Origin of the sequence: Actinoplanes subtropicus, assembly GCF_000721705.1 — a bacterium.
In the GTDB taxonomy this organism is placed as follows: domain Bacteria; phylum Actinomycetota; class Actinomycetes; order Mycobacteriales; family Micromonosporaceae; genus Actinoplanes; species Actinoplanes subtropicus.
Genome location: NZ_JOJL01000003.1, coordinates 38,152 through 62,690 on the forward strand (window position 1 = coordinate 38,152; position 24,539 = coordinate 62,690).

24 protein-coding genes and 1 tRNA gene are annotated in these 24,539 nt (G+C 70.9%); 16 read left to right on the forward strand and 9 right to left on the reverse strand.

Annotated features, from left to right (window positions below; genetic code table 11):
• Positions 1-38 precede the first annotated feature (38 nt).
• Both fxsT and IH26_RS0104850 read right to left on the reverse strand, forming a co-directional pair.
• Positions 39-2,441: an FxSxx-COOH system tetratricopeptide repeat protein gene (gene fxsT / locus IH26_RS0104845; protein ID WP_030434881.1), complete on the reverse strand. Its 2,403-nt coding sequence runs from the start codon at positions 2,439-2,441 to the stop codon at positions 39-41.
• Positions 2,442-2,473: 32 nt separating this feature from the next.
• Positions 2,474-3,811 carry an MFS transporter gene (locus IH26_RS0104850; protein ID WP_245664931.1) on the reverse strand — a complete coding sequence of 446 codons (1,338 nt, stop codon included), beginning with the start codon at positions 3,809-3,811 and terminating at the stop codon, positions 2,474-2,476.
• Positions 3,812-3,830: 19 nt separating this feature from the next.
• Here IH26_RS0104850 and IH26_RS0104855 point away from each other — a divergent pair, with 19 nt between their 5' ends.
• From IH26_RS0104855 to pilO, 9 genes are all read left to right on the forward strand, one after another.
• Positions 3,831-4,820, forward strand: coding sequence for a GlxA family transcriptional regulator (locus IH26_RS0104855; protein WP_051807586.1), 990 nt, complete (start codon positions 3,831-3,833; stop codon positions 4,818-4,820).
• A gap of 39 nt (positions 4,821-4,859) precedes the next feature.
• Positions 4,860-6,527: a GspE/PulE family protein gene (locus IH26_RS0104860; RefSeq protein WP_030434884.1), complete on the forward strand. Its 1,668-nt coding sequence runs from the start codon at positions 4,860-4,862 to the stop codon at positions 6,525-6,527.
• A gap of 111 nt (positions 6,528-6,638) precedes the next feature.
• Positions 6,639-7,763: a type IV pilus twitching motility protein PilT gene (locus IH26_RS0104865; RefSeq protein WP_030434885.1), complete on the forward strand. Its 1,125-nt coding sequence runs from the start codon at positions 6,639-6,641 to the stop codon at positions 7,761-7,763.
• Positions 7,764-7,767: 4 nt separating this feature from the next.
• A complete protein-coding gene (locus tag IH26_RS0104870; protein ID WP_030434886.1) occupies positions 7,768-9,000 on the forward strand; it encodes a type II secretion system F family protein in 1,233 nt (410 codons plus the stop codon).
• Between the two features lie 51 nt (positions 9,001-9,051).
• Entirely contained in the window at positions 9,052-9,549 is a 498-nt protein-coding gene (locus IH26_RS0104875; RefSeq protein ID WP_030434887.1) for a prepilin-type N-terminal cleavage/methylation domain-containing protein, read from the forward strand.
• A 73-nt stretch (positions 9,550-9,622) separates the two neighbouring features.
• Positions 9,623-10,411 carry a prepilin peptidase gene (locus tag IH26_RS0104880; protein WP_030434888.1) on the forward strand — a complete coding sequence of 263 codons (789 nt, stop codon included), beginning with the start codon at positions 9,623-9,625 and terminating at the stop codon, positions 10,409-10,411.
• A 47-nt stretch (positions 10,412-10,458) separates the two neighbouring features.
• A complete protein-coding gene (gene pilM / locus IH26_RS0104885; protein WP_030434889.1) occupies positions 10,459-11,484 on the forward strand; it encodes a type IV pilus assembly protein PilM in 1,026 nt (341 codons plus the stop codon).
• Entirely contained in the window at positions 11,484-12,176 is a 693-nt protein-coding gene (locus IH26_RS0104890; RefSeq protein ID WP_030434890.1) for a PilN domain-containing protein, read from the forward strand. The genes pilM and IH26_RS0104890 overlap by 1 nt, the downstream gene beginning before the upstream one ends.
• Positions 12,176-12,742: a type 4a pilus biogenesis protein PilO gene (pilO, locus tag IH26_RS0104895; RefSeq protein ID WP_030434891.1), complete on the forward strand. Its 567-nt coding sequence runs from the start codon at positions 12,176-12,178 to the stop codon at positions 12,740-12,742. Before IH26_RS0104890 ends, pilO begins: the two co-directional genes overlap by 1 nt.
• Before the next feature lie 27 nt (positions 12,743-12,769).
• Here the strand turns inward: pilO and IH26_RS0104900 are convergent, their stop codons facing one another.
• Complete coding sequence (locus IH26_RS0104900; RefSeq protein WP_030434892.1) at positions 12,770-14,029, reverse strand: outer membrane protein assembly factor BamB family protein; 1,260 nt, start codon at positions 14,027-14,029, stop codon at positions 12,770-12,772.
• 62 nt (positions 14,030-14,091) lie between these two features.
• On the opposite strand from IH26_RS0104900, the gene IH26_RS0104905 reads away from it, so the two are divergent.
• Positions 14,092-14,745 carry a GntR family transcriptional regulator gene (locus tag IH26_RS0104905; RefSeq protein ID WP_030434893.1) on the forward strand — a complete coding sequence of 218 codons (654 nt, stop codon included), beginning with the start codon at positions 14,092-14,094 and terminating at the stop codon, positions 14,743-14,745.
• Here IH26_RS0104905 and IH26_RS0104910 read toward each other — a convergent pair.
• Positions 14,742-15,560: an LLM class flavin-dependent oxidoreductase gene (locus IH26_RS0104910; protein ID WP_034213771.1), complete on the reverse strand. Its 819-nt coding sequence runs from the start codon at positions 15,558-15,560 to the stop codon at positions 14,742-14,744. The genes IH26_RS0104905 and IH26_RS0104910 overlap by 4 nt on opposite strands.
• A 147-nt stretch (positions 15,561-15,707) precedes the next feature.
• On the opposite strand from IH26_RS0104910, the gene IH26_RS0104915 reads away from it, so the two are divergent.
• Both IH26_RS0104915 and IH26_RS0104920 read left to right on the forward strand, forming a co-directional pair.
• On the forward strand, positions 15,708-16,097 hold the full coding sequence (locus IH26_RS0104915; RefSeq protein WP_030434895.1) for a response regulator transcription factor: 390 nt from the start codon (positions 15,708-15,710) through the stop codon (positions 16,095-16,097).
• A gap of 11 nt (positions 16,098-16,108) precedes the next feature.
• Positions 16,109-16,561, forward strand: a complete 453-nt coding sequence (locus IH26_RS0104920; RefSeq protein ID WP_030434896.1) for a response regulator — start codon at positions 16,109-16,111, stop codon at positions 16,559-16,561.
• Here IH26_RS0104920 and IH26_RS0104925 read toward each other — a convergent pair.
• Entirely contained in the window at positions 16,503-17,051 is a 549-nt protein-coding gene (locus IH26_RS0104925; RefSeq protein ID WP_157437058.1) for a hypothetical protein, read from the reverse strand. The two genes, IH26_RS0104920 and IH26_RS0104925, sit on opposite strands and share 59 nt — an antisense overlap.
• Positions 17,052-17,500: 449 nt before the next feature.
• On the opposite strand from IH26_RS0104925, the gene IH26_RS0104930 reads away from it, so the two are divergent.
• Positions 17,501-17,896, forward strand: coding sequence for a helix-turn-helix domain-containing protein (locus IH26_RS0104930; protein ID WP_245664915.1), 396 nt, complete (start codon positions 17,501-17,503; stop codon positions 17,894-17,896).
• 74 nt (positions 17,897-17,970) lie between these two features.
• The gene (locus IH26_RS0104935) at positions 17,971-18,525 is read left to right on the forward strand and encodes a hypothetical protein (RefSeq protein WP_030434899.1); all 555 of its coding nucleotides are present in this window, start codon (positions 17,971-17,973) and stop codon (positions 18,523-18,525) included.
• Here the strand turns inward: IH26_RS0104935 and IH26_RS0104940 are convergent.
• From IH26_RS0104940 to IH26_RS0104955, 4 genes are all read right to left on the reverse strand, one after another.
• Positions 18,522-19,559 (reverse strand): LCP family protein, encoded by a 1,038-nt coding sequence (locus IH26_RS0104940; RefSeq protein ID WP_245664917.1) that lies wholly within the window; start codon positions 19,557-19,559, stop codon positions 18,522-18,524. The two genes, IH26_RS0104935 and IH26_RS0104940, sit on opposite strands and share 4 nt — an antisense overlap.
• A 43-nt stretch (positions 19,560-19,602) precedes the next feature.
• A complete protein-coding gene (locus IH26_RS0104945) occupies positions 19,603-20,781 on the reverse strand; it encodes a glycosyltransferase 87 family protein (RefSeq protein WP_051807545.1) in 1,179 nt (392 codons plus the stop codon).
• Positions 20,778-22,157, reverse strand: a complete 1,380-nt coding sequence (gene mptB / locus IH26_RS0104950) for a polyprenol phosphomannose-dependent alpha 1,6 mannosyltransferase MptB (RefSeq protein ID WP_030434902.1) — start codon at positions 22,155-22,157, stop codon at positions 20,778-20,780. Before mptB ends, IH26_RS0104945 begins: the two co-directional genes overlap by 4 nt.
• Before the next feature lie 68 nt (positions 22,158-22,225).
• Positions 22,226-23,017, reverse strand: coding sequence for an S-methyl-5'-thioadenosine phosphorylase (locus IH26_RS0104955; RefSeq protein WP_030434903.1), 792 nt, complete (start codon positions 23,015-23,017; stop codon positions 22,226-22,228).
• Between the two features lie 212 nt (positions 23,018-23,229).
• Between IH26_RS0104955 and IH26_RS0104960 the strand changes: the two genes are divergently transcribed.
• Both IH26_RS0104960 and IH26_RS0104965 read left to right on the forward strand, forming a co-directional pair.
• Positions 23,230-23,787, forward strand: a complete 558-nt coding sequence (locus IH26_RS0104960; protein ID WP_034213774.1) for a YqgE/AlgH family protein — start codon at positions 23,230-23,232, stop codon at positions 23,785-23,787.
• A gap of 53 nt (positions 23,788-23,840) precedes the next feature.
• Positions 23,841-23,913 (forward strand) — tRNA-Ala (locus IH26_RS0104965).
• The last annotated feature ends 626 nt before the right edge of the window (positions 23,914-24,539 follow it).

Genomic DNA, 24,539 nt, shown 5'->3' on the forward strand with positions numbered 1-24,539 from the left:
CAGCGAAAGCAAACCGCCCAGATCCCCACAACGGGGGTTCAGAGCGGCGGCAAATCAACCTCAGTCTCCAGCCGCTCCCCAGCAGCCACCCGAGCCAGCAGCGGATGCCCTTCCCCATACGCCTTCGCCAACGCCGCCGTAACCTGATGGCGGGCCTCCTCGTCCCCACCATCCAGGACGGCGTTCCAGGCGCACGCCAACGTATCCGGATGCTCCGCCCCCCGGAGCAGATGCGACCGCTGCCACGTATCCGCCGCGATCTGCTGGGCCTCCTGCCGCTCCCCCAGCCCGAACAAATCCGTCGCATACCCGTTGGCGCAGGCCAGCGTGAACGGATGATCGGCGCCCACACTGCGGCGCAACCCGTGCAGCGCCTCCTGGTCGATGCGCCGGGCCTCCACGTGCCCACCGCCGGCCCGCACCACCCCCGCCAGACCGGCCGTCGCGGCCAGCGTGAACGGGTGGTCGTCGCCGAGCAGCGAGTGGTAGCGGACCACCGCTCTCTCCAGCAGATCCAGCGCTCGCCCCAGATCGCCGACCGAGGTCGCCGCGTGGGCCAGGGTGACCAGCGCGCCCAGCGTTTCGACATGCAGGTCGCCGAAGCGGCGGCGGGTCAACTCGGCCGTCGTCTCGGCCAGGGGCAGCGCGTCGGGCCGGCAGCGGCGGCGGGCGGCCATCGCGCCGACCCGCGCGGCCCAGATCGCGAACGGATGGTCGTCGGCGACCGCGCCGGGGCGGATCGCGGCCAGCACCTCCGCGGCGCCCGAGTAGTCGCCCATGCCGAACAGGTCGTAGGCGAGCCCGGCCCGGGAGGACAGGATCTCCGGGTGGCCGTCGGCCAGGACCGCCTGCCGGTGACGCAGGGTCTGCTCGTCGAGGGTGCGGGCGCCCCGGAAGTCGCCGATCAGGCGCAGGTCGGCGGCGAGGTTGTTGGCGCAGCGCAGCGCGGTCGGGAAGCCCTCGCCGAACAGCCGGCGGTAGCGGACCAGGTTGTCGCCGTCGAGCTGGCGGGCCTGGCCGAAGATGCCGCGGATGCGCAGGTCGGCGCCGACGCTGTTGGCGGTGGCCAGGGTGGTCTCGTCGTCGGCGCCGAGCGCGGCCCGCTGGGAGCGCAGGGTCTGCTCGTTGAGCTGCCGGGCCTCGGCCGTGCGGCCCAGCGCCCGCAGCGCGTTGGCCAGGTGGAACGAGGCGAGCAGGGTCTGCTCGTCGGCCTCGCCGAGGGTCTCCTGCCAGCGTTGCCGGGCCGCGGCGGCCAGGTCGCGGCTGGAGTCGTAGTCGCCGGTCGCGTACAGGAACCGGACGCAGTTGACGACCAGCTGGCGGATCTCCTCGCGGTCCGCGCCGAGCACGTCGGCGTGCCGCAGGTGCGGGGTGAGCTCGGCGTAGCGGGCGCGGCCGGCCGGGTCGTCGGGGTCGCCCGGGTCGGCGGCGGCGAGCATGCCGCGGACCGTGGCGAGCAGCGTGTCGTGCCGGTCGGCGTCGAGCCCCTGGACAAGCATCGTGCGGGTCAGCGGGTGCACGATCAGGCTTTCGCCGGGCGGGTCGAGCTCGGCCAGCCCGTAGCGGCCGATCAACCGCAGGGCGGCCTTCAGCCGGCGCTCGATGCGCACGGTCGCGGCCAGCTCGTCGGGGAGCGGCAGCATGCGGGCGCCCCAGAGCACGCGCCAGGAGACCGGCGCGCTGCCCAGGAACGCGCCCAACTCGAGCAGCTGGTAGGCGGCCGGGGAGTGGACTCGAAGCGCTTCCGCGGCCAAGCACCAGGCCGTACTTGTCGGATTTTTTCCGTTAAATCGTGACAAGTACTCCTCGACCGACCAGCCCGTCATCGTGCGGGTGGCGGCGGCCAGCGCGAGCGCCATCGGCAGGTCGCCCAGCCGCTCGGCGATCCGCTCGGCGTTTTCCCGGCTGAGCTCGGGCGTACGGCGGCGCAGCAGGTCCACACTGTCCGCCCGGTCGAAGACGCCGACCGGCAGAGCCTGCGCCACCTCGGCCGGCCACTGTGGATTGCGGCTGGTCACCAGCACGTGGCCGGCGCCGCTGGGCAGATACGCCTTGATCTCGTCGGGCTGGTTGGCGTCCTCGAAGACGACCAGCCAGTTCCGATACGGCTCGCCGCGGCTGAGCGCGTCGCGCACCGCCGCCAGCGTGCGGTTGATGTCGCCGGTCTCCGGCAGCCCCAGCTCCTGGGCGAGGCCGATCAGCGCGTGCCGGGCGCCGGCCGACTGCTCCGAGGGGATCCACCACACCAGGTCGTACGTCTCGGCGTACCGGTAGACATACTCGACGGCCAGTTGGGTCCGCCCGGTGCCGCCCAGCGAGTGGCCCGCGCCCGGAAGCAGCACCACGGGGCCCGCGGCGAGAGACCCACGCAGGCCGGAAAGGAGATCCTCGCGACCCACGAAACCGGGGTTTCGTGGCGGCAGACCGCCCAGGATCGGCATGCCGATTACCGTACGTGGAAACGACGGTGACGTCACGCCTCAGCGGCGACCAGCCCGATGCCCGGTGCGATCGGCTTGAGCCGCTTCCCGGCGAAGAGCATGAGGCTGAGCAGGCTGGCGAGGATGGCCAGCGCGCCGGCGCCGTACCAGGCCGCGTTGTACGTGCCCAACTGGTCGCGCAGCAGGCCGGCCGCGCTGGCCGCGATCGCCGCGCCGAACTGGTGCGAGGCGAACACCCAGCCGAAGACGACCGGGCCGCTGGCGCCGAAGTACTCCCGGCACAGGGTGACCGTCGGCGGCACGGTGGCCACCCAGTCGAGCCCGTAGAAGAGGATGAAGACGACCATGCTCGGATGCGCGCTCGCCGCGAACAGCGACGGCAGCACCAGCAGCGACAGCCCGCGGCCGAAGTAGTAGACGCCCAGCAGCACCCGGCTGTCGACCCGGTCGGTGAGCCAGCCGGAGACGATCGTGCCGGCGATGTCGAACAGGCCGACCAGGGCGAGCAGGCTCGCGGCGGTGGTCTCCGGCATGCCGTGGTCGTGCGCGGCCGGGATGAAGTGGGTGCCGACCAGGCCGTTGGTGGTCGCGCCGCAGATCGCGAAGCCGCCGGCCAGCAGCCAGAACGGCCGGGTGCGGGCGGCCTGGCCGAGCGCGCGGACGGCGGTACGGGCGGCGCCGGCGGGAGCGATCGGCTTGGGCTCCTCGTACTCGCCGCCGTACGGGCCGAGGCCGATCTCCGCGGGGTGGTCGCGCAGCTTCCACCCGACCAGCGGCACCACGAGCAGGGCCACGCCGGCCACGGTCAGCGCCGCGAACCGCCAGCCCTGGTGCTCGGTGAGGGTGGCCAGCACCGGCAGGAAGATCAGGTTGCCGGCCGCGCCGCCGGCCGTCAGCACGCCGGTGACCAGGCCGCGGTGCTTGACGAACCAGCGGTTGGTGACGACCGCCACGAAGCCGAGCGCCATCGAGCCGGTGCCGAGCCCGACCAGCACGCCCCAGCAGAGGAGCAGCTGCCAGCTCTGCCGCATGAAGACAGTGAGCCCGGAGCCGGCCGAGACCAGCAGCAGCGCGCCCATCACCACCCGGCGGATGCCGAACCGCTCCATCAGCGCGGCGGCGAACGGCGCGGTCAGGCCGTAGAGCAGCAGGTTGACCGAGACGGCCGCCGAGATCGTGCCGAGCGACCAGCCGAACTCGTCGTGCAGCGGGCGGAGCATGACCGAGGGCGTCGCCCGGAAGCCGGCGGCGCCGACCAGCGCGACGAAGGCGACGACCGCGACGAACCAGGCCGGATGGATCTTGTACGTCTTCTGCACGACTCCATGGTCGGTGGCCGCGACCGATCGGACGAGTGGCCGGGAGGCCATCCTGCGCAAGAATTGGGCCATGGTCCCTCACAAGATCGCGGTAATGGCCCTGGACCACGTCGTCGGTTACGACCTCGGCACTCCGCCGCAGGTCTTCAACGCCGCCCGCAAATCAGATCAAGACCGGTTCTATGACGTACGGGTGTGCAGCGCCGGCCCGATCCGCAGCACGGCCGGGTTCACGGTGATCCCCGACTACGGGCTCGACGAGCTGGCCACCGCCGACACCGTCCTGGTCCCGGGGATCGGCGCGGGCGGCCCGGTCACCGACGGCACCATCCCGCCCGAGCCCAGAGAGGCGCTGCTCGCCGCCGCCGCACGCGGCGCCCGGATCGTCTCGATCTGCACCGGCGCCTCGGTGCTGGCCGCGGCCGGCCTGCTCGACGGCCGTACCGCCGCAACCCACTGGGCCTGGGCCCGCCGCATCTCCGGGCTGTACCCGCGGGTGAACTGGAACTTCGACGTGCTGTTCGTGGACGACGGCGACATCCTCACCTCGGCCGGGGTCGGCGCCGGCGTCGACCTCTGCCTGCACATCGTGCGCAACGACCACGGCGCCGAGACGGCCAACCGGGCGGCCCGCCGCTGCGTGGTGCCCGCGGTCCGGCAGGGCGGCCAGGCGCAGTACATCGAGCGGCCGGTGCCGCCGGTCGCCGGGGCGGGCACCGAGCCGACCCGGGCCTGGGCGCTGGACCGGCTGGCCGAGCCGGTCAGCCTCGAGGAGATGGCGGCGCACGCGCGGATGAGCGTACGGACCTTCACGCGGCGGTTCCGGGACGAGACCGGGCTGAGCCCGCGGCAGTGGCTGCTGCGCCAGCGGGTCGTGCACGCTCAACTTCTGCTCGAGTCTACCGATCTAGGGGTCGAGACGGTGGCCCGGCGGTCGGGACTGGGCAGCGCCACGGCGCTACGGCAGCACCTGCAGGCCTCGATCGGCGTGGCGCCCAGCGCGTACCGGCGGATCTTCCGGGAATCGGCATTCCGGCATCCCGTGCAATCTGCTTCATAGGGTCTCAGCTCGGACGCGCGACGTCCGATCATTCCGGGCGTGGACCAGACCTTCCGCCCCCTGCTCGACGCGCTGAAGCAGATCGGTGTCGATCCGCGCGCCGTGGACGCGGCCGCGGACGAGGCCCAGCACAGCGGCCGCTCGGTGCGTGCTGTCCTGATCAACGACCAGGTCGTCACCGAGGAGCAGCTCACCGAGGCGGCCGCCCAGGCCTTCGGCATCAACACCCTCGACCTGGTCACTTTCACCCCCGAACCGGCGGCGCTCAAGCGCATCCCGCTGGCGGTGGTGCTGCGCCACCGGGTCCTCGGCCTATCCCTCTCCGACGGCGAGCTGGTGGTCGGCGTGACCGACCCGGGCGACGTGGTGGCGCTCGACGACGTCCGCGCGGCCACCGGCCTGACCGTACGCCCGGTCGTGGTGGCCCGCAGCGAGGTCCGCCGGATCATCGAGAAGCTCCAGCGCGAGTCCAGCGACCTGGCCGACCTCGTCGACGACGACCAGGACGACCAGGTCGGGATGACCGCCCAGGCCACCAGCGTCGACGACGCGCCGATCGTGCGATACGTCAACAACCTGATCGAGCAGGCGGTCCAGAACCGCGCCTCCGACCTGCACCTCGAGCCGACCGAGGACGACATGCGGGTCCGCTACCGGATCGACGGCGTGCTGCACGAGGTCGACCTGGTGCCGCGGGGCGTGATGGCGGCGCTGACCTCCCGCATCAAGATCATGTCCGGGGTCGACATCACCGAGAAGCGGGTGCCGCAGAACGGCCGGATCACCGCGATGATCCGGGACCGCACGGTCGACCTGCGGACCGCGACGCTGCCCACCGTCTGGGGCGAGAAGATCGTCCTGCGGGTGCTCGACACCGGCGGCATCGACCTCGACATGAACAAGCTCGGCTTCGCCCAGCACAACCTCGACCGGTTCGCCGAGTCGTTCTCCAAGCCGCACGGCATGGTGCTGGTCACCGGGCCGACCGGCTCGGGCAAGTCGACCACGCTCTACGCCACGCTGGGCCGGATCAGCAAGCCGGAGATCAACGTGATCACCGTCGAGGACCCGGTCGAGTACCGGCTGCGCGGGATCAACCAGGTGCAGGTCAACGCGAAGGCCGGGCTGACCTTCGCGGCCGTGCTGCCGGCCATCCTGCGGTCCGACCCGGACGTGGTGCTGATCGGTGAGATCCGGGACGGCAACACCGCGCAGATCGCGGTCGAGGCCTCGCTCACCGGCCACCTCGTGCTCTCCACGCTGCACACCAACGACGCGCCCGGCGCGGTCACCCGGCTCACCGAGATGGGGATCGAGCCGTTCCTGGTCGGGTCGTCGCTGGACTGCGTGCTCGCCCAGCGGCTCTCCCGGCGGCTGTGCGACTGGTGCAAGGAGGCGTACCGGCCGACCGAGGAGGAGCTGGTCGGCGCCCGCTGGCCGTTCGAGGACCTGGCCGTGCCGGAGGTGCTGTACCGGCCGGTGGGCTGCCGGAACTGCGCGAACACCGGCTACCGCGGCCGGCTCGCGATCCACGAGGTCATGCCGATCTCGCCGGAGATCGAGTCGCTGACCATCCGGCGGGCCTCGGCGAGCGAGATCCGCGAGGTGGCACTCGACCAGGGCATGTACGAGCTGCGGTCGGACGGGCTGGCCAAGGCGGCCGGCGGGCTCACCTCGGTGCGCGAGGTCTCCCGCGTAGCGATTTGAGCACTCTACCCGATTTTTCAAGCTATTCCGGTAAATCAGCGGAATAGCTGCTAAGGGCACTCGATCGGGTGCCGAATACAGATGGCGTCATGACCCGCGAAGGGGTTGCCGATGTACACGACCGACCAGATGGTGCCGCACCAGGCCGCCCCCGCCCCGGCGAGCGGCGACCTCGGCGTGCTCAACCAGATGCTCGTGACGCTCGTCGAGTCGCGCGGCTCCGACCTGCACCTGACCGTCGGCACCCCGCCGATGATCCGGGTGAACGGCTCGCTGCGCCCGCTGCCCGGGTACGGCAACCTCAACTCGGCCGACACCGCGCTGCTGGCCCGGGCCGCGGTGTCCGAGGAACAGTGGGAGACCTTCCAGGACCGCCAGGAGCTGGACTTCGCGCACAGCATCGTGGGCGTCTCCCGGTTCCGCGGCAACCTCTACGTGCAGCGCAACTCGTGCGGCGCGGTCTTCCGGGCGATCCCGCACGAGATCAAGGCGCTCGAGGAACTGGGCATGCCGTCCTCGGTGTCCCGCTTCGCGAACCTGCCCCGCGGTCTCGTCCTGGTCACCGGCCCCACCGGTTCCGGCAAGACCACCACGCTCGCCTCGATCCTCGACCTCGCGAACCGCAGCCGCGCCTCGCACATCATCACCATCGAGGACCCGATCGAGTTCCTGCACCCGCACAAGCGCAGCGTGGTCAACCAGCGCGAGGTCGGCTCGGACACCGAGGACTTCGCGGCCGCGCTCAAGCACGCGCTGCGGCAGGACCCGGACATCATCCTGGTCGGCGAGCTGCGCGACCTGGAGACCACGGCGACCGCGCTGACCGCGGCCGAGACCGGTCACCTGGTGCTGGCCACCCTGCACACGCAGAGCGCCACCCAGACCATCGACCGGGTCATCGACATCTTCCCCCCGCACCAGCAGTTGCAGATCCGTGCCCAGCTGGCCGCGTCGCTGCAGGGCGTCGTCACCCAGGCGCTGGCGCCGCGCGCGGACGGCAAGGGCCGGGTGGTGGTCTCCGAGATCCTGACCGCCACCCCGGCCATCCGCAGCCTCATCCGCGAGGGCAAGTCGCACCAGATTCCCTCGTTCATGCAGGCCGGCGGCTCCGACGGCATGCTCGCCTTCGACCAGGACCTGGCCGAGAAGGTGCGCGAGGGCCTGGTCACGCTCCAGGTCGCGCTCGAGCTGTGCCACTCGCAGGAAGAGCTCAAGCGATTGATCGGCCGGATGTGATGCCATGCCCATGACCAAGACGTTCCACTACAACAGCATCGACGCCAACGGCCGCAAGACGAAGGGCACCGTCGAGGCGCCCAACGAGATCGCGGCGACGAACATGCTGCGGCAGCGCGGCGAGGTGCCGCTCGAGGTGACGGCGGCCGGCCAGGGCCTCAACAGGGATCTGAAGATCCCGGGGCTGGGCGGCCGGACCAAGACGAAGGACCTGGCGATCTTCGCCCGGCAGTTCGCCACCATGACCTCGTCCGGCATGACGCTGCTGCGCTCGCTCGCGATCATGGAGGAGCAGACCTCGGTCGCCTCGCTGAAGGCGGCGATCGGCGAGACCCGGTCGGACGTGGCGGGCGGCATCTCGCTGTCGACCGCGATGGCCAAGCACGACAAGATCTTCCCGCGCCTGATGATCGCGATGATCCGGGCCGGCGAGACCGGCGGCATGATCGACCGGGCGCTCGAGCAGATCGCCGAGAGCCTGGAGAAGGACACCGCGCTCCGCGGCAAGATCAAGAGTGCGCTCACCTACCCCGCGATCGTGCTGTGCTTCACGTTCGTCCTGATCGCGGCGGTGTTGATCTTTATCGTCCCGATCTTCGAGGCGATGTTCAAGAGCCTCGGCGGCCAACTGCCGGCGATCACCCAGTTCCTGGTCGACGCCAGCCACAACATGTGGTGGATCGGCCCGCTGGTGCTGATCGTCGGGATCGGCGGCTCGATCGGCTACAAGCGGCAGGTCCGGGCGAACGCCGAGTTCCGGCTCGCCGTGGACAAGCTCAAGATCCGCATGCCGGTGTTCGGCTCGCTGTTCCAGAAGCTGGCGATCAGCCGGTTCTCGCGCAACCTCGGCCTGCTGCTGAACGTCGGCGTACCGGTCATGCAGGCACTCGCGGTGGTCGGCGAGACCACCGGCAACGAGGTCATCAACATCGCGATGAAGGACGTCCAAGGGGCCGTACGGGACGGCCAGCCCATGTCGTCCGCCATGCGGCACCACAAGATCTTCCCCGAGATGGTCACCCAAATGATCGAAGTGGGGGAAGAAAGCGGTCAGATCAGTCAGATGCTCGACAAGGTTGCCGATTTCTATGACAGAGAGGTCGACTCCGCCGCCGAGTCGCTGACCGCCTCCATCGAGCCGATCATGGTGCTCGTGATGGGAGCCGTGGTCGGCGGCATGGTGATCTGTCTCTACCTCCCGATGTTCACCATTTATCAGAACATCCAGAGCAACTGAATCGCAGTCCCGTCCCGCCCCACCCCCACACACGCCACGGAGGCATGCTCCATGCACGAGACCATCAACCGCCTGCGCAACAAGAAGGGCGACGAGGGCTTCACCCTCATCGAGCTCCTCGTTGTCGTCGTCATCATCGGCGTCCTGGTCGCGATCGCGGTCCCGGTCTACCTGAACTACCGCAAGGGCGCGGCGGACAAGTCGGCTCAGTCCGACGTTCGCGGCGCGGTCAGCGCGGTGGAGCAGTTCTACACCGACAACAACAACACCTACCCGATCTCCGTGGACGGCGTGAACGGCACCACCACCCTCTCCGGTGTCCCCACCGCCACCTCGCTCGGCCTGATGCTGGCCACCGGCGGCACCGCCACCCAGACGATCACGCTGTCCGACAAGACCCAGCTCGGCTACGTGAACAACGGTTCGAGCTACGTGCTCTGCGGTAACAACACCGGCGGCAGCGGCAAGTGGTACTTCTACGACAGCTCGGTCGGCGGCTCGGTCAAGGCAAGCACCAAGACGGTCACCACCCTCTCCTCCTGCTCCTGATCCACCACGGCGGCGTCGCGCTCACGGCGCCGCCGCACCACATCCCCACCGACGAGGCCGAGGAGGTCCGGACGTGCCGCAGTCGCTCCTGCTCGGCTTCGCCGGCCTGCTCGGCCTCGCCGTCGGTTCGTTCCTGAACGTCGTGATCTACCGGGTCCCCCGCGACGAGTCGCTGGTCCGGCCCGGCTCACACTGCCCGCACTGTGGCAACGCGGTGCGCAACCGGCACAACATCCCGGTGTTCGGCTGGCTGCTGCTGCGCGGCAAGTGCGCCGACTGCCAGGCCCCGATCAGCCCGCGTTACCCGCTGGTCGAGGCCGGCACCGCGGCGCTGTTCGTCGCGGTCGCCGCGAAGTTCGGCTTCTCCTGGGAGCTGCCCGCCTATCTCTACCTGGCCGCAGTGGCGGTCGCGCTGGCCGCGATCGACCTCGACGTGATGCGGCTACCAGACAAGATCGTTTTCCCGTCGTACGCGGTCGCCCCGCTCCTGCTGCTGCCCGCCGTGATCGCCGAGCACAGCTGGCACGCCGCGGTCCGCGGCCTGGCCGCCGCCGCGCTGCTCTACGCCGGCTACTGGATCCTCGCCGCGCTGCCCAAGGGCATGGGCGGCGGCGACGTGAAGCTCGCCCCGCTGCTCGGCTTCTACCTGGGCTGGCTCGGCTGGAGCTCGGTGCTGGTCGGCGCGTTCGCCGGGTTCCTGCTCGGCGGCGTGGCCGGCGTCGCGCTGATGTCCGCGCGGGTCGCCACCCGCAAGAGTCGCATCCCGTTCGGCCCGTTCATGCTCGCCGGCGTCTTCCTCGCGGTGTTCGCGGCGGCGCCGATCGCGGACTGGTACACGGGCCTGCTGGTCCCCACCGCCTGACCGCCTGAACTCCCGCTCCCCACCGCCTGAACGAAGGGATTCACCAGATGGCTGGCGTCGTCCCGATCGGGCTGGACATCGGCTCGTCCTCGATCCGCGCCGTCGAGGTGCGCCGGAGCAAGGACGGCTACGCGCTGAGCAACTTCGGCCAGATCGCGTTGCCGCCGGGCACCGTGATCGGCGGGGTCGTCCAGGACCCGGTCCAGGTCACCAGCCTGATCAAGCAGCTCTGGGCGGGCTGCAAGTTCGGCACCAAGCACGTCAGCATCGGGGTCACCCATCCCCAGCTGGTGGTACGCGAGATGTCGGTGGCCAACCTGCCCGCCAAGGAGCTGCGCCAGGCGCTGCCGTTCCAGGTCAAGGACGCGCTGCCGCTGGCGGTGGAGAAGGCGGTGCTCGACTTCTACCCGCTCGAGGAACCGGGCAGCAACCCGACCGTCCGCGGCCTGCTGATCGCCATGCCCAAGGAGGCCGTGCTGACCGCGGTCGAGGCCGCGCAGAAGGCCGGCCTGCACGTCGAGTCCGTCGACCTGGCCTCGTTCGCCCTGCTGCGCGCCGCCTCCCGGCTGGACGCCCAGGTCGAGGCGATCGTCGACATCGGCTCGGACGTCACCAGCGTGATCGTGCACGCCGACGGCGAGCCGCTGATCGTCCGGACCGTGCCGCGCGGCGGCGCCGAGATCACCGCCGCCATCGCCAACCGGCTGGGCGTGCCGCCGCACGAGGCCGAGGGCATCAAGTGCCATTACGGCCTGCACGGCGACGGCACCGCGGAAACCGTCGAGGCCGCGACCGAAGCGGTCCGCCCGCTCGCCAGCGAGTTGCGCAGCTCCTTCACCTATCTGGCGTCGGGCGAACGACAGAAGCAGGTGACCCGGCTCGCGCTCTGCGGCGGCAGCGCGCTGATGCCCGGCCTCGCCGAGCACCTCCAGCGGCAGCTGGGCATCACCGTGATGTACGCCGACAGCGCCAGCCGGCTGCGCGACACCCGCAAGGGCCGCGAGCGCGGGTTCGAAAGCTTCGTGCCCTCGGCCGCGGTGTCGATCGGCCTGACCCTGGGAGCGGCTGCCTGATGAGTACGAGCACCACGGCCCTGATGCCGCTCGACCCGGCCCTGTCCCCCGAACACATCAACCGGATCCTGCCGATCCGCACCAACCTGCTGCCCCCGGAGATCACGGCCGGCCGGAACGCCCGCCGCACCCGGATCGTGCTGGCCGGCGCGGTGGTCCTGGTCGTGCTGCTGACCGGCGGCTGGTACGTCCAGGCCGACAAGCAGCGCGATCAGGCGACCAAGGACCTCGCCGTGGTCACCGGAAAGGTCGACGACGTCCGCCGGGACACCAAGGCACCGGACCTCACCAGGGTCACCGACACCATCACGCAGCGCGACGCGATCGCCGCCGACCTCAAGACCGCGATGAAGCAGGACCTGCCCTGGCAGACGCTGCTCGACTCGCTGCGCGCGACCGCCGCCAAGAAGGACACGACCCTCACCACGATGGTCGCCTCGCTGACCGCCGACACCGGCGGCAAGACGGCGGCCTCGGACACCGTCGGCACGCTGACGCTGACCGGCACCGCGCGGGACAAGCCGACCATCGCCGGATTCGTCGACGCGGTCGCGAAGGTGACCGGCGTGACCGACGTCTACCTCAACTCGGCGAGCCAGCAGGCGGACATGTGGGATTTCACGCTCACCGCGAGTATCGAGGCCAGCTACTTGTGCGGCCGGTACAGCGCCAAGACGTGCGGAGGTAAGTGATGAACCTCCGCCGCACCGACCGCCTCTGGATGCTGGGCGGCCTGTTCGGGATCATCGTGCTCGTCGTGGCCGCATACCTGCTGGCCATCAGGCCGATCTACAACGACAAGGCCGACAAGCAGAGCCAGGCCGACGACCAGGCGCTGACGCTGGTCACGCTCAAGAAACAGCTGAACCAGCTCAAGGCCAAGGCCAAGGACCAGGCGATCTACACCGCACAGCTGAACGCCAAGACGGCGGCCATGCCGGATTCGTACGACATGCCGAACTACCTGCGCGCGCTGCAGACCTCCGGCACCGCGGTGCGGGTGGTGGTCAGCGGCGTCAGCGTCGGGGCGCCCGCGAAGGTCACCGGGTTGCCCGACGTCATCGCGGTGCCGATCAACCTCACCGCCACCGGCGCGCCGGCCGATCTCGGCCGGTTCCTCAACCGGCTGCAGGACGTGCAGAGCCGGGCGGTGCTGATCTCGTCGGTCAGCCTCAGCGTCAGCGCCACGGCGGGGATGGCCGCCTCGCTGACCGTCTCCGCGTTCTGCCGCAAGAGCGCGAAATGCACCGCCGGCTAGCCCTCGGCTTGCCTCGATAGCGCCGGGTCAGCGCACCCGCCAGACCCCGGTCACGCCGCGCAGCGTCGGGCAGAGCAGGTAATCGCCGCCGATCTGGCAGCGGAACGCGGCCACGTCCGCCATCGACCCGGCGGTGCGCAGGTCGCCGGTCGCCTCGTCGGGCACCGACACCCAGGTACGGACGCCGTCCGTGCGCAGGATCAGCCGGCCCAGCTGGCGGCTGTGCCCGAGCGGGCGCAGTTCCCGGCCGGTGCCGGCGTCGATCAGCGCGGCCTCGGCGTCCTCCTGGTTGTCGTACGCGAACAGCCGGTCCCGGTCGTACCGGTAGGCGATCCCCCAGGACGGCTGCTGCCAGCGCACCTGGCCGCCGGCCGGGTCGACCCCGCTCACCCACCGGGTGTCGGCCACGCAGAGCACCGGCCCGCAGTCCGAGACCGAGCCGACCGGGCCACCGACCGACTGCCACAGCGGGGTCAGCGGTCGCATCGAATACGCGGTCAGCGACGCCCGTCCCGGCACCCGCCGGGACAGGTAGAGCCGGTCGCCGACCACGCTCACCGAGGCCGAGTCGGACGGCAGCGACCGGTCGGCCGGCGGCGCCGAGCCCAGCCGCAGCTTGCCCTTGGCGATCTCGTGGCCGTCCGCGTACGAGAAGAGCACCATGCTGCCGGTCGCGCCGACCGCCACGATCCACGGTGAGCCGCCGCCGTGGAACAGCTCGTCCGGCCCGAGGAAGCCGCCCGGGTCGACGTCCCGGGTCCACAGCGTGCGACCGGTGCGCGCGTCGAGCATCCGGAGCGCGCCCTCGCCGTTCATCCCCTCCTGGGTGAGAACGCCGCCCCGGGACACGGTGACCACCACGGTGTCCGCCGACACCTCGCTCCACAACGGCCGGCCGGTCGCCGCCTCCAGCGCGGTCAACCGTTGCTCGCCGCCGTCCGACAGGACGAGCAGGACGCCGCTGCCCGAGTCGATCCACAGGTCCTCGACGGTCAGGTCGAACCGCCGGGACCACTGCCGGACGCCGGTGGGCAGGGCGTAACGGCGTACCTCCGTGGGAGTGCCCAGGAAGAGCGACCCGGCACTCAGCTCGGCCGCCGTGACCGGCTCGTCCAACGCCAGCACGGGCGTCAGCCCGGGCCGGGCCGGCACCGAACCGCCCAGCGCGAGCAGCACCGCGACCAGCACGATCGCCAGCAGCGCCGAGCGCGACCGCACGATCGATTCGCCGCCCGGAGGCTCGGGCGACGCACGGTCGAGGTCGATCAGCGGGGTCTCGCCGGCCACTCGCTCAGCATGCATGCCTAGGCCGCCGGTTGGCATCCGGTCACCGTGAGTACTCTGCCCGTATGTCTTACGCGGTTCCACCGACCCGCACCGCGGCCGTCGTCCGGCAGCTGCGCAACGAGATTGTCACCGGTGAGCTCCCGCCCGGCACGCTGATCAAGGATGCCGAGCTGGCGTCCCGCCTCGGCGTCAGCATCACGCCGGTGCGCGAGGCGATCGCCCAGCTCTCGGTCGAGGGCCTGATCGACATTGCGCCCAACCGCACCCGCCACGTCACCCGGGTCACGCAGAAGAACGCGCTCGAGCTGATCGACGTGATGAGCGTGCTGGCCTGCGCCGGTTTCGAGTGGGGCGTGGACAACCTGACCGGCACCCACATCGCCCTGATGCGCCAGCGGCAGAGGGAGTTCGTCGAGGCGCTGCGCGCCGGGAACGTGCTGGCGGCCAGCGCGGCCGGGGCCGATTTCAGCACCACCGTGATCCTGGCGAGCGGCAACCGCGAGCTGCAGTCCATGGTGGATCTTGTGGTCGCGCGCACCATGCGGATTCTCGCGATGACCGCGGAGAGCAACCTCTGGGACACCTGGATCGAGGGGCACGAAGAGATTCTCGCGCTGCTCGAGTCCGGCGACCGGAAGGGCGCGCTGGCCCGCTACCGCCAGATCTACGTCGACTACCGCAACCGGGTCGAGCGGGAGCTCTTCGAGGACCTTTAGTCCGTCATGACCACCTCCACGTCGAAGGTTCGGACCGCGTAGCGGGCGATCCCCCATCGGCTCTCGATGTCGCGCAGTTTCGCGGTGATCTCGTCGACCGTGCCGGCAAAGGCGTAGGGCGCGGCCGTCAGATCTGATTCGTCCTCGTGCAGCTCTTCTGCCCACTTCGCGTAGGTGGCGCCGGCGTCGTCGGTCACCTCGAAACGCTGCACGAGGGCCTCGGTCGGTTTGTCGCCGCAGAGCTCGACCTGGGCGTCGATCTGGTCGCGCCGCCAGCGGGTCTCGTGCATGTGCCCGTCCTCGAGCGTGCGGCCCAGGCCGGAGAGCCCGATCAGGTCGGCCTCGGCGGCGGCCCAGCGCAGCAGTCGGGTGTTGCCGCCGCCGAACAGCAGCGGCACCCGCTCCTGCACCCTCGTCTCCTCGGCCAGGAAAGCGCGGGTGCGCTCGGCCACCTCGATGCAGTGGTCGACGCGACCGCGCACATCCGGCCGGGTGCGGCCGACCGCCGCCCACTCGGCCGGGGTGTGCCCGGCGCCGATGCCCAGCACCGCCCGGCCGCCGGAGACCACGTCGAGGGTGGCGACGTCGGAGGCGAGCAGGGCCGGCTCCCGGACGCCGGCATTCGACACGTACGACCCGAGCGAGATGCGGCTGGTCACGGCGGCGGCCGCGGCCAGCGCCACGAACGGTGACGCGCCATAGCCCGGATGGTCGGCCACGTAGAGCGACGCGAAGCCGGCCCGCTCGGCGCGGCGGGCGAGCTCGAGCCACTCGGCGGCGGCGGTCGGCTTGGCCTGGAGGGAGAAGGTCGTCATCGCCCGATCCTCGCCGACCGGTTCTCCGGCGCCCAGGCCCTTCTGCCATCAGCAGAGGCGGCAACCGGAAGGCAACCAAGATCTTGTTAAGGCGCACCCGTCGCCGGTCGATCTGCCGGACAGCCGAGCCGCGAAGGGAACCCCCGGATGAACCAGAACCTGATCCTGATCGCCGAGGACGACGCCGACATCCGCGACATGCTCACGTTCGCCCTCGAGTCCGCCGGGTACCGGACCGTGGCGGCCAAGGACGGGCACGCGGCGGCGCGCATCCTCACCGTGGCGAAGCCGGTCGGGCTGGTCACCGACGTCCGGATGCCCGCCATGAACGGCATGGAACTCTGCCAGCTCGCCCGCCGTACGCCCGAGATCAGGGACACCGCGATCCTGATGATCTCGGCCAACGCGCACGCGTACGACGTGGACGCCGGGCTCGGCGCCGGCGCCGACCGCTACCTGCCGAAGCCGCTCTCCCCGCGACGGCTGGTCAGCGAGTTGCAGGACCTGATCACCAACCGGCACCCGTCGATCAGCTAGGAGACGCACCCATGACCCCGGTCCTCACCGAGCCGCGCACCGACGAGTTCGTCCAGGCCCTCACCTCGGCGCCGATCACCGCGCCGGCCGCGCCGACCATCCTCATCGCCGACGACGATGACGACATCCGCGACGTCATCGCCTTCAAGCTGCAGGTCTCCGGCTTCCGTACGCTCAGCGCCGACAACGGCCGCACCGCCCTGAACCTCGCGGTCGAGCGGCAACCTCGCATGATCATCCTGGACGTGACCATGCCGCAGATGGACGGCCTGCGCGTCTGCTACGAGCTGCACGCCCGCCGGGAGACCGCGCAGATCCCGGTGCTGATGATCAGCGGGAACGGCCGGCCCGCCGACCGGGAGCTCGGCTTCGCCACCGGCGCCGACGACTACCTGCCCAAGCCGTTCAGCCAGCACGAGATGCTGCGCCGAGTGAACTGGCTGCTGATGTCCTCCGGGCGCTGATCCACCCGGCCAGCCGGCCCGCGCCCATCAGCACCGTAACGATCTCCATCAGCGGGATCCGGTCGGCGGGGTAGAACGAGATCGTCACCAGGGCGGCCATGCTCAGCCACGCCCACCCGCCGACCGCCGCCCGATACCGCGACGCCACCACCACGAGGATCATGAACTGGGCCACCAGCAGCGCCGGATGCCACGAGAACGGCGGCCGGCCATGCATCTGCACCGGCACCCCGCCGGCGATCCCGGTCACCACGGCCAGCCGCCACGCCAGCAGCGGCCGGGTGAAGGCGACCACGAACGGCGCCGCCAGCAACAACCCCAGCAGCCAGCAGACCACCGCCGGCAAGCCGGACTTCAGATCGAGATACGTGGCCGCGGCATAGGCCAGATACGCCGCGCCCGCCCAGCCCGCGACCCGGGCCGCGGGGAGCCGTTTCGGATGAGACAGCGGCGCGTCCGCGCCGGCCAGGAACGTACGCAAACTGTTCATGGCGCCGAAGGTAGGAGCGCGACGGGGTCGCCGTCGTGATACCGGAGAGCCAACTTCCGGCTACGACCTCAGCGGGAGGGACGCCGGGCGGCGTTGGTCGCCGGCCGGGCGAAGTGGGCGACCCCGCTGTTGTCGTGGCGGCGGCGCCGGGGCGGCGGCGGGATGGCCGCACCGGGTGCTCTCGCCGCCACGGGAGCACCCGGTGCCGTTGGGGTGGGCTCGGGGAGGGGCGCCGGTTGCCGCCGGCGCCGGGCCAGGCGGAGCAGCGCCAGTAGAAGCAGCGCCGCGCACGTGACGACGGATCCGGCGATCAGCATCACGGTGCCACCCACCTCTCGCGGAGCGAGCCCGTTGGCTATCGAGACAATGACGCTAGCAGCCCTTGACGCCGGAGCCAATCAGTCGCGCGGGCCACGGCCTCCGGCTACCTGGCGGCCTATGCTGTGCCGGTGGCAGCCACCGGCTTCGGGGCCTATTTGAAGGAAGCGATCCTGGCTGCCCAGTTCCCGACGCCGACGCACTTCGCCCGGGCCGTCGGCACCGATCCCTCGGTGGTGCTGCGCTGGCTGAGCGAGGAGCAGCGGCCCACGATCAAGTCGATCGAGCGGATCGCGCCGGTGCTCGGCAAGAGCATCAACGAGCTGGTCCTCGCGGCGTACCCCGATCGGTTGAACGGCCCGGCGCCGGCCGCCGTGCCCGCCGCCCACCCGCTCGTCCACGATCTCGCCCGGGTGCTCGCCGACGACTCCCCCATCCCGCGAGCCGACCGCGAGGCCTTGGAGACGGTGCTCGATCGGATGATCGAGCCGTACCGCCGACTGCTCCGCCGTCGTAAATCCGGGTGACAGATTCTCGTCTGAAGGGGACGTCGTCGCTGGTCGATGTCGCGATTCCGGCCGCGGCGCACTAGCCTCGGACCGTGACCGCGCAGGCCCGGGCCGACCACCACTCGCCGCTGGGGAGTTTGCATCTCCAGATCAGCAGGCTGCTCGTGGTCGCGATCATCATCGCCACCACCGCGACCGGCGCCCTGATCGTCACGGTGCTGACCCAGATGCCGTCCGGCCAGACCCCCGCCCCGGGGCCGAACGGGTTGCCCCCGCCGCCGCCCAACCTGCGTCCGCTGGCCGTCGTCTCGATCGTGACCGGCTTCTTCGTGCTGGCTTGGCTGGCCGTGCTCGTGGTGTTCGCCCGCGACCAGATCCTGCGTCAGCTGCGGCAGCAGGCCGGGCCGACGCCGACGGGCATCTCCGGCGACGACCTGAACGCGCTGCTCGGCGATCTCCGGGCGGAGATCGCCAGCGATCGCGAGCGCGACCTGCAGAACCTCGCCGAGAGCATGGCCGAGCTGACCGGCGAGTACGGCGAGAGACGCGAGACCGACGGCTACCTCAGCGGCATGCGGGCCGCGACCGGCGGCGAGCCCCCGCCCGACGCCAACGTCCGAGCCCTGCGCCGCTCGCCCAAACGCTAAGCGCCGGTGACCGCCCGGTAGCTCGGGTGGCCGCGGAAGTAGTCGGCCATCGTGTCGTCGCGCAGGGCCAGGAAGAGGGCGCGGCAGCCGGCCGTGTCCAGGCGGTTCGCGGTGCCGGCGGCGCTGTGCACGAAGCCGGTCGACGGGACGGTCGCAAAATCCAGGTCTTGCGTACGCAGGGCGGACAGCTCCCGCGCGGTCGCGGTGAGGTCCAGCCCCGCGTCCACGACCAGCGACTTCGCCACCGCGGTGAGCAGCGAGTTGAGCCGCAGCGGATTGGCCACCACGCCCATCGAGAGGATCTTGTCGCCGAGCGCGTGCAGGTACTGCTGCTGCCGCTTGACCCGGTCGAAGTCTCCCTCGGCGAGCCCGTACCGCTGGCGTACGTAGATCTCGGCGTGCTTGCCGTCGAGGTGGTTCACGCCGGCGTGGAAGCGGTACCCGGTGCGGCCGTCGGTGACCGCCTTGCGGATGGTGACGTCCACGCCGCCGACGATGTCGGTGATCCGCCGGACCGCGGCGAAGTCGACCCGCACCACGTGGTCGATGGTCAGACCGGTCAGGTGGCTCACCACCTGCACGACCAGCGGCGCTCCGCCCCAGGCGTACGCAGCATTGATCTTGGTTTTGCCGCCGGACCAGCGGCCGGGCACGAGCGGAACGTAGACGTAGGAATCCCGCGGGATCGAGACGACGCTGGCGTGGCCGTGGTTGGCGTCCACATGCACCAGCATGATCGTGTCGCTGCGCGAGGGCTGGCTCGGCGTCCAGGTCGCCCGGGTGTCGACGCCGAGGATCAGGAAGTTCTCGGCGCCGGCCGCGGCCGGTGGCGGCGTGGTCGCGCCGCCGTTGACGATCACGTACTCCGGCGCCTCGGTGATCTTCGGCAGCGCGGACGCCTGACCGAGGATGTCGTCGCGGCCCACCTCGCCCTCGACGTGGTGGGCGTACCGGACGGCCGCCCCGAAACCCGCCCCGGCCAGCCCGATCACGACGGCGAGGGTCACCAGGGCCACTTTCGCCCACCGCTTCACGGCGCCACCTTCGTCCCGGGCTCCGCCACCCGAGGCGGGGCTCTCAAGACCTATCGGCCTCCGCGCGGATCCCGTGAGCGAGGACCGGCGCCGGCAGCCAGGACTCCTGGGTGAGCGCCGCAAGAACGGCAAGACTGAGCCAGACGTACGCGTTGCTGCCCGGGAACGCCCCCCAGCCGATCGGATGCGCCCACCAGATCCAGACGAGGCTGCTGCTCATGATCACGAAGCCGCCGCCGAGCAGGGCCAGGCGACGCCGCCGCGGCTCGGCCCCGGGGATCCGCAACGCGCGATCGAGCAGCAGGAACACGCCCGGGATCAGCCACACCAGGTGATGTACCCAGGTGATCGGGCTGACCAGGCAGGCGATCACGCCGGTCACCGCGAAGCCGAGCACGCCGTCCGGTTTGCGGCTGCGAACCCACCAGCACCAGTACGTGACGACCAGGGCCACGCCGGCCAGCCACAGCGTGGGCGGCGCGTCCAGCCGGGCCACCACGCCGCGCAACGACTGGTTGGAGACCTGGTAGAGCTTCCCGATCCGGCCGGTGTCCCAGACCGCGTCGGTCCAGAACTCCGTCGACGCGTCCGGCGCGATCAGCAGCGCGAGCACCGTGGCCGTGGCCGCCGCGGCGACCGCCGTGGCGGCCTGACGGTACTGCCGGGACAGGATCAGGTAGCCGATGAACACCACCGGGGTCAGCTTGATCGCCGCGGCGAGGCCGATGCCCACCCCGGCGAACTTCTTGTTCCGCAGGTCGCTGCAGACCAGCACCAGCAGCAACAGGTTGACCTGGCCGTAGCTGAAGGTGTCCCGGGACGGCTCGAACACCAGGAAGCCCAGGAACATCAGCGCGCACGGCGTCCACAGCGGCCACCCGTGGCGGCGCAGGATCGGCACGAAGTACCAGCGGATCAGCACCGCCACCGCGGCCGCGTTCAGCAGCGCGGCAACCGCGACCGCCACCGGCCAGGAGGTGATCGCGAGCGGGCTCAGCATCAGCGCCGCGAACGGCGGATAGGTGAAGCCGTACTCGGTGTCCTGGTAGCGGTAGTCGTACAGCCCGTTCCCGTCGATCAGCCAGGAACGCACCGCGCCCCGGTAGACGCCCAGGTCGAAGAAGTGGCGGAAGGTCGGAATGGTGGCCAGGAAGACGGCGACCGCGACGGCGGTCATGGCGACCAGCGCGACCTGCGCCGGCGGTCGGCGGAGCGCCTTCATCGGCGGGCCAAGATCGGCCGCAGGATCGCGGGCGGCGCCACGACCATTCGGACGAGCAGGAACGCCGCGATCCCGATCAGCGCGCCGAGGACCGCCAGCAGCACCCGCTCCCCGTCGGCGGCGAACCCGTCCGGCAGCACCACCAGCACCAGCGCCGCGCAGAAGCCGGCCAGCAGGCCGCGCACCCGGCGGTGCACGGCCACGGCGGCGAGCGGGGCCAGCCCCCAGACCACGTACCAGGGGCGGATGGCCGGGCCGAAGACCACCACGGCGACCAGCACGATGCCCAGGCCGTAGACCGGGCCGAGCCGGGCGCGGTAGGTCCAGACCACCCCGGCGACGATCACCACGGCGAGCATCCCGAACCAGCGCCACACGTCGGCGGCGGCCGAGGTGCCCAGCAGGCCGGCCGTCCAGCGGCCGAGCAGCCCGGTCAGCGACCAGTTCTGCGTCGAGATCGGGGTGCCCAGGGCGCCGATCCAGCCGTACCCGGTCCCGGCGACCGCGGTGATCACCGCGGTGGCCGCGACCGCGGTCGCGCTCACCGCACCGGCCGCCCGCAGCCAGGGCCAGCGGCCGGGCAGCTGGGTGGCCCAGATCGCCGCCACCGCGATCAGCCCGAGCGCGGCCGGCACCTTCACCAGCGCGGCCGCCGCCACCAGCAGGGTCGCCACCACCGGGCGGTGCCGCACCGCGGCGGCCAGGCCGGCCGCGAGCAGGCCGACCATCAGGGCGTCGTTGTGGGCGCCGCCGACCAGGTGGATCAGCACCAGCGGGTTGAGCACGGCCAGCCAGGTCGCCGCCGCCGGATGCACGCCCGCCGACTGGGCCAGCACCCGCACCGCGCCGGCCAGCAGCGCCAGCCCGGCGAGCGCGACCAGGCGCATCGCCACGATCCCGAGCATCAGGTGGGCGTTGAGCAGGGCGGCGATCGTCTTGGCGACGATCAGGAAGACCGGGCCGTACGGGCTCGGCGTCTGCTGCCAGATGGCCGGCACCTGATCAGCGATCATGCCGCCGAGCAGCGCCGGGCCGTGCCGGTAGACATCCATCCCGGCGTGGATCATCAGACCCTGGGCGAGGTAGCTGTACACGTCCCGGCTGAACATCGGCGGGGCGAGCAGCAGCGGCGCCACCCACAGCGCCAGCGTCGTGCCCGTTTTGTCGGGCGCCCGCTTCACCAGCCGGCCGTACCACCACCAGGCGAGCAGCAGCAGCGCCAGTCCGCTGTAGACACAGACGAGGCCGAGCCGGGCATGGCTGCCGCCGAACATCGGATTGCCGATGGGTAAGGCGCCCGCCCCCAGCCCGCCCACGGCGATCAGGGCGGAGCCGGCAAAACCGACAGCGCGCGACCAGGCATGATCCTTGAGCACGGCTGCACCTTCTCAATAGACGGTGTCGCGCCGGAGGCCGGTCAGTGACCGCTCGATGTCTCCCGTTTTTACGGCAGGTCGAATGGCAGCTTGATGCCATCGAGAGCGGTCGCACAAACGCAGTCACGCACGGTGGGAAGTCTGGTCACCGCATCCATCAGGACGCCCCGCAGCCGGGCGGTGTTCGCCGCGAAGACGCGGAACACTTCCTCCTGCGTGACGCCATGATCACCGGCAACGCCGGCATCGAGATCGGTCACCAGCGCGATGGTCGAGTAACAGAGCGCGAGCTCCCGGGCGAGGACCGCTTCCGGGTGCCCAGTCATATTCACGACAGTGCCGCCGATCGAGGCGAACCAGCGCGACTCGGCCCGGGTCGAGAAGCGCGGCCCCTCGACGACCACCATCGTGCCGCCGTCGACCGGCTCCACCTCCGTCCGCAGCAGAACGGCCCGACCATTGGGGCAGTACGGGTCGGCGAACGAGAGGTGCACCGCGCCCGCGTCGTAGAAGGTGTGCACCCGGCCGCTCGTCCGGTCGATCAACTGATCCGGGACCACGAAAGTGCCCGGCCCCAGCTCCGGACGCAGGCCGCCGACCGCGCAGGGAGCGAGGATCTGCCGTACGCCCAAAGCGCGGAGCGCCCAGAGATTCGCCCGATAGGGGATCTTGTGCGGCGGGTACCGATGATCACGCCCGTGCCGCGGCAGGAACGCCACCCGCCGCCCTCCGACCTCGGCCACCGTGATCGGATCCGACGGCGCACCGTAGGGGGTGGACACGTCGAACTCCTCGGCATCCTCGAGGAGCGCGTACAGCCCCGACCCGCCGATCACACCGATCTCCGCCGCTGCGTTCATGCGCAGACCTTATCGAGGCCCGGAATCACGGGCTAATGTGCTGAGCATGGCGTTGGTGGAACACGACTCTCAGGCGCTTTGGGCAGCCCGCGCGGCTGAGGCGCTTTTGGCGGCCCGCGCGCTCGGGGCGGCCCGTGTCGCGCTCGGGGCGGCCCGTGTCGCGCTCGGGGCAGCCTGTGTATAGCGAGGGTCAGCGGATCGGAGGCCGGTCGATGGAATCGATGACCGGCCGGTTGCTGGTGGCAACCCCGACCCTCAAAGATCCGAACTTCGACCGTACGGTCGTGCTGCTCGTCGCCCACGAGGCGGGCGGCGCCCTGGGCGTGGTGCTCAACCGGGCGACCGAGGTGCCGGTCTCGGACGTCCTGGGCAGCTGGGGCGAGCTGGCCGGCGACCCGGCGGTCCTCTTCGAGGGCGGCCCGGTCCAGCCCGAGTCGGCGATCTGCCTGGCCCGCACCCGCCCCGACGTGAAAAAGCGGATCACCGGCTTCCACCAGGTCTCCGGCGCCCTGGGCACGGTCGACCTCTCGGCCGACCCCGACCGCATCCGGGACAGCGTGGCCGGCATCCGGGTCTTCGCGGGCTACTCCGGCTGGTCCGCCGGCCAGCTCGAGGAGGAGATAGCCGCCGGCTCCTGGTTCCTGCTGGACGCCCTCCCCGGCGACCCGTTCATCAACCGCCCCGACGACCTGTGGGCCATGGTCTTACGCCGCCAGGGCGACATCCTGGCGGCCGTGGCCCACTTCCCACCCGACCCCCTGCTGAACTGATCCCGTCCGGGTGTGTAGTATTTCCCCCGTGCCCGGGCGACCGGGGACGGTAAGGGGCTGTGGCGCAGCTGGTAGCGCACCACACTGGCAGTGTGGGGGTCAGGGGTTCGAGTCCCCTCAGCTCCACCCTTCTGAGCAGGCAAAACGCACCGTCTCTCTATCCATTGAGGACGGTGCGATTTTTTCCGCACACATGCGGACACATGACGATCTTGGCGAGGCTGCCGTAGAGGTCCTCGGCAACCGCTTTCCAGGCTCCCGATTTGCCGCCTGACCTGCGAAAACGCATCGTCGCGCCGACTTCGCGGCCGTTGCTGTCACCGGCCCTCACGGTGCCCAGGCAGTGGTATCTCGTGACCGAGATCACAACTCGGTCGTGTCGTGGGATGCGATGCCTAACCGCCCGAACCCTCCCGCCGCACCCCGGGGACTGGGAGGCGTCACCGGACGAAGACGGGCGGGCCCGCAGTCGCGTCTTGGTCGCCAGGCGGACAGGGGCGGACAGGATCAGCCAGGGGCTTCAGACCTCACGGAAACCGCTTCCTCGGACCAACCTGAACAGGGACAACGGGAAGCTGCATGACGGCTCCCTTTGACACCCGCCGACGCCTAGCAGGCAGCACGGTCTGTCCGGGGGCCTCTCGCTAGAGCATCGCCGGCGCAAATGATCGCAAATGATGGAGGGAGGTAGCTGATGCCAGCCAGGGTGCCCCGCGGCCGCGCACAACGGAAACCGCCGAGGAGGAGCTTTA

Bases quoted from the DNA above. Each gene is read 5' to 3' on its own strand.
- fxsT (WP_030434881.1), bottom strand. From the start codon at position 2,441: ATGCCGATCCTGGGCGGTCTGCCGCCACGAAACCCCGGTTTCGTGGGT.
- IH26_RS0104850 (WP_245664931.1), bottom strand. From the start codon at position 3,811: ATGGCCTCCCGGCCACTCGTCCGATCGGTCGCGGCCACCGACCATGGA.
- IH26_RS0104855 (WP_051807586.1), top strand. From the start codon at position 3,831: ATGGTCCCTCACAAGATCGCGGTAATGGCCCTGGACCACGTCGTCGGT.
- IH26_RS0104865 (WP_030434885.1), top strand. From the start codon at position 6,639: ATGTACACGACCGACCAGATGGTGCCGCACCAGGCCGCCCCCGCCCCG.
- IH26_RS0104870 (WP_030434886.1), top strand. From the start codon at position 7,768: ATGCCCATGACCAAGACGTTCCACTACAACAGCATCGACGCCAACGGC.
- IH26_RS0104875 (WP_030434887.1), top strand. From the start codon at position 9,052: ATGCACGAGACCATCAACCGCCTGCGCAACAAGAAGGGCGACGAGGGC.
- pilM (WP_030434889.1), top strand. From the start codon at position 10,459: ATGGCTGGCGTCGTCCCGATCGGGCTGGACATCGGCTCGTCCTCGATC.
- IH26_RS0104890 (WP_030434890.1), top strand. From the start codon at position 11,484: ATGAGTACGAGCACCACGGCCCTGATGCCGCTCGACCCGGCCCTGTCC.
- pilO (WP_030434891.1), top strand. From the start codon at position 12,176: ATGAACCTCCGCCGCACCGACCGCCTCTGGATGCTGGGCGGCCTGTTC.
- IH26_RS0104905 (WP_030434893.1), top strand. From the start codon at position 14,092: ATGTCTTACGCGGTTCCACCGACCCGCACCGCGGCCGTCGTCCGGCAG.
- IH26_RS0104910 (WP_034213771.1), bottom strand. From the start codon at position 15,560: ATGACGACCTTCTCCCTCCAGGCCAAGCCGACCGCCGCCGCCGAGTGG.
- IH26_RS0104915 (WP_030434895.1), top strand. From the start codon at position 15,708: ATGAACCAGAACCTGATCCTGATCGCCGAGGACGACGCCGACATCCGC.
- IH26_RS0104920 (WP_030434896.1), top strand. From the start codon at position 16,109: ATGACCCCGGTCCTCACCGAGCCGCGCACCGACGAGTTCGTCCAGGCC.
- IH26_RS0104925 (WP_157437058.1), bottom strand. From the start codon at position 17,051: ATGAACAGTTTGCGTACGTTCCTGGCCGGCGCGGACGCGCCGCTGTCT.
- IH26_RS0104945 (WP_051807545.1), bottom strand. From the start codon at position 20,781: ATGAAGGCGCTCCGCCGACCGCCGGCGCAGGTCGCGCTGGTCGCCATG.
- IH26_RS0104955 (WP_030434903.1), bottom strand. From the start codon at position 23,017: ATGAACGCAGCGGCGGAGATCGGTGTGATCGGCGGGTCGGGGCTGTAC.
- IH26_RS0104960 (WP_034213774.1), top strand. From the start codon at position 23,230: ATGGAATCGATGACCGGCCGGTTGCTGGTGGCAACCCCGACCCTCAAA.